Source organism: Citrobacter sp. wls826 (genome assembly GCF_005281245.1).
Taxonomy (GTDB): Bacteria; Pseudomonadota; Gammaproteobacteria; order Enterobacterales; family Enterobacteriaceae; genus Citrobacter; species Citrobacter braakii.
In genome coordinates this window covers 12,317-14,915 of sequence record NZ_SZWS01000012.1, presented here as the reverse complement: position 1 = coordinate 14,915, position 2,599 = coordinate 12,317, and the positions used below count along the sequence as shown (strand labels likewise).

Here is a 2,599-nt window from a genome sequence, read left to right as displayed (position 1 = left end):
GCATCGACATCAGAATCGATTCCGTACGGCCGCCGGTCTGCAGACCGAATAACGTGCCGCGATCCCACACCAGGTTAAATTCCACATAGCGTCCGCGACGGTAAAGCTGAAAATTGCGTTCACGTTCGCCCCAGCTCATTGCTTTGCGGCGCTCAACGATGGGCAGATACGCTTCGGTATAGCCTTGACCTACCGCCTGCATAAAGGCGAAGCCGTGGTCGAAATCCGGCGTATTCAAATCATCGAAAAACAGCCCGCCAATGCCGCGCTGTTCGTTGCGATGCTTGAGGAAGAAGTAGTCATCGCACCACTTTTTGTAACGGGGATAAACGTCTTCGCCGAACGGCTGGCACAGATCTCGCGCCGTGCGGTGCCAGTGAACCGCATCCTCATCAAAGCCGTAGTAGGGCGTTAAGTCAAAGCCGCCGCCAAACCACCAGACCGGGTCAGTGCCCGGTTTTTCCGCGATAAAAAATCGCACGTTGGCGTGACTGGTCGGAATGTAGGGATTCTGCGGATGTACCACCAGCGAGACGCCCATGGCCTCAAAGCTGCGTCCCGCAAGCTCGGGGCGATGGGCGGTAGCCGAGGCCGGCATTGCCTCGCCGTGAACGTGGGAGAAGTTGACGCCCGCTTGCTCGAAAATACCGCCGTTACGCAGCACCCGGCTGCGCCCGCCGCCGCCTGCTTCACGCTGCCAGTTATCCTCAACAAACTCGGCGCCGTCTACGGCGGATAACTGCTGGCAAATATCATCTTGCAGGCTGAGCAGGAACTGTTTTACGCGCTGTGCATCGGGCTTCATGGTTAACGTTTCTTCGAGTGTGCTTTCTGGTTATCAAACCAGTGGAAATAGCTGATGATGCCATTGGCGATAGCGGTGGCGATTTTCTGGCGAAATGCCGCCGTACCTAGCAGACGTTCTTCTTCCGGGTTGGTAATGAACGAGGTTTCGACCAGTACCGACGGAATTGATGGTGATTTTAGCACCACGAAGGCGGCTTGTTCCGTGCTGCGACTGTGAAGACGATGTACCGGCTTGATCTTCTTGAGAATATGCGAGCCTAACGTCAGGCTGTTTTTAATGGTATCCGTTTGCACCAGATCGAACAGCACCTGCTGCAGCAAATGGTCTTTATCGGTGGTCTTCTTCCCGGCCACTTCATCGGCCCGGTTTTCACGATCGGACAGATACTTCGCCATGGCGCTACTGGCACCGCGATTGGACAACGCAAAGACCGACGCACCTGCAGCGCTCGGATTGGTAAAACCGTCGGCGTGGATCGACATGAACAGGTCAGCGCCATGCTTATGAGCGATCTCGACGCGATCGTAAAGCGGAATAAATGTATCGCCGGAGCGCGTCAGGCGCGCATCAATCCCCTGGTTGCGTAGAATCGAGCGCACGTTTTTGGCAATCGCCAGTACCACGTGCTTTTCCTTCGACCCATTGCGACCAATTGCGCCTGTATCAATCCCTCCGTGACCCGGATCAAGGACAACAACGCGCTTAGCGCCGGCTTTTTTCGCTTTCGGTTTGCTGTGTCCATTGCTGGTCTTAAGCGCTTCTTCTTTAGCGATGGCTTGCGACATGCCTGACAGCGTTAGGGCGGCCAGCCCGGCTTTCAACACCTGGCGGCGCGATGTGAGTGTTTTTAGTGGTTTAAAAGTGCTCATACGGCCTGAGTTGTAAAAAAAGGTTCTAAACGTTATATCGTATCGCGTTGTCCGTTGCGACGGATCGGGATAAGAATTGTTTTACTTTTCATTTCAATACGTGACAATTCCGTATTATGCCATTTTTTCCGCCGCTTCGCGTCAGATATTGGCTAAATCAGCCGTTCGCGCCATAATCGCTTTTTAACGTCCTGAAAAGGTAACCAATACCATGGAAATACGCGTTTTTCGCCAGGAAGATTTCGAAGAGGTGATCACCCTCTGGGAGCGCTGTGATTTGCTGCGTCCATGGAACGACCCTGAAATGGACATTGAGCGTAAAGTCAATCATGACGTCAGCTTGTTCCTGGTCGCTGAAGTGAATGGCGAGGTGGTCGGTACGGTGATGGGCGGATATGACGGGCATCGCGGCTCGGCCTATTACCTGGGCGTGCATCCTGAGTTTCGCGGTCGCGGCATTGCCAATGCGCTGCTCAACCGGCTGGAGAAAAAGCTCATTGCCCGCGGTTGTCCGAAGATTCAAATCATGGTGCGTGACGATAATGACGTCGTACAGGGTATGTATGAACGTCTGGGCTATGAACATGCGGATGTACTCAATCTGGGCAAGCGTTTGATCGAAGATGAAGAGTACTGAGTTTCATCCGGCCGACTATGACGCTCATGGGCGTCTGCGCCTGCCTTTTCTCTTCTGGTGCGTGCTGCTGCTGCAGGCGCGCACCTGGGTTCTGTTTGTGATTGCCGGTTCTTCCCGTGAGCAGGGCAACACGCTGCTGAATCTGTTTTATCCCGATCACGACGCTTTCTGGCTGGGTTTGCTTCCCGGCGTTCCTGCGGTATTGGCATTTTTACTCAGCGGGCGACGCTTTGCATTTCCGGTGGTATGGCGCTGGCTGCGAGGATTACTGATCCTCGCTCAACT

3 protein-coding genes and 1 pseudogene are annotated in these 2,599 nt (G+C 54.3%); 2 read left to right on the top strand and 2 right to left on the bottom strand.

Going from position 1 to position 2,599, the window contains the following annotated elements; all coding sequences use genetic code 11:
* Positions 1-751 (bottom strand): annotated as a pseudogene (gene hemF, locus FDW87_RS01080) (oxygen-dependent coproporphyrinogen oxidase); the annotation flags it as partial.
* A 56-nt stretch (positions 752-807) separates the two neighbouring features.
* A complete protein-coding gene (gene amiA, locus FDW87_RS01075) occupies positions 808-1,677 on the bottom strand; it encodes an N-acetylmuramoyl-L-alanine amidase AmiA (RefSeq protein ID WP_016153942.1) in 870 nt (289 codons plus the stop codon).
* A 211-nt stretch (positions 1,678-1,888) separates the two neighbouring features.
* On the opposite strand from amiA, the gene FDW87_RS01070 reads away from it, so the two are divergent.
* Positions 1,889-2,314, top strand: a complete 426-nt coding sequence (locus FDW87_RS01070; RefSeq protein ID WP_003038048.1) for a GNAT family acetyltransferase — start codon at positions 1,889-1,891, stop codon at positions 2,312-2,314.
* Positions 2,301-2,599 (top strand): DUF2919 domain-containing protein (locus tag FDW87_RS21405; protein WP_252362929.1); only part of this gene is annotated, 299 nt, incomplete at its 3' end. The genes FDW87_RS01070 and FDW87_RS21405, both read left to right, overlap by 14 nt.

Bases quoted from the DNA above. Each gene is read 5' to 3' on its own strand.
- FDW87_RS01070 (WP_003038048.1), top strand. From the start codon at position 1,889: ATGGAAATACGCGTTTTTCGCCAGGAAGATTTCGAAGAGGTGATCACC.
- amiA (WP_016153942.1), bottom strand. From the start codon at position 1,677: ATGAGCACTTTTAAACCACTAAAAACACTCACATCGCGCCGCCAGGTG.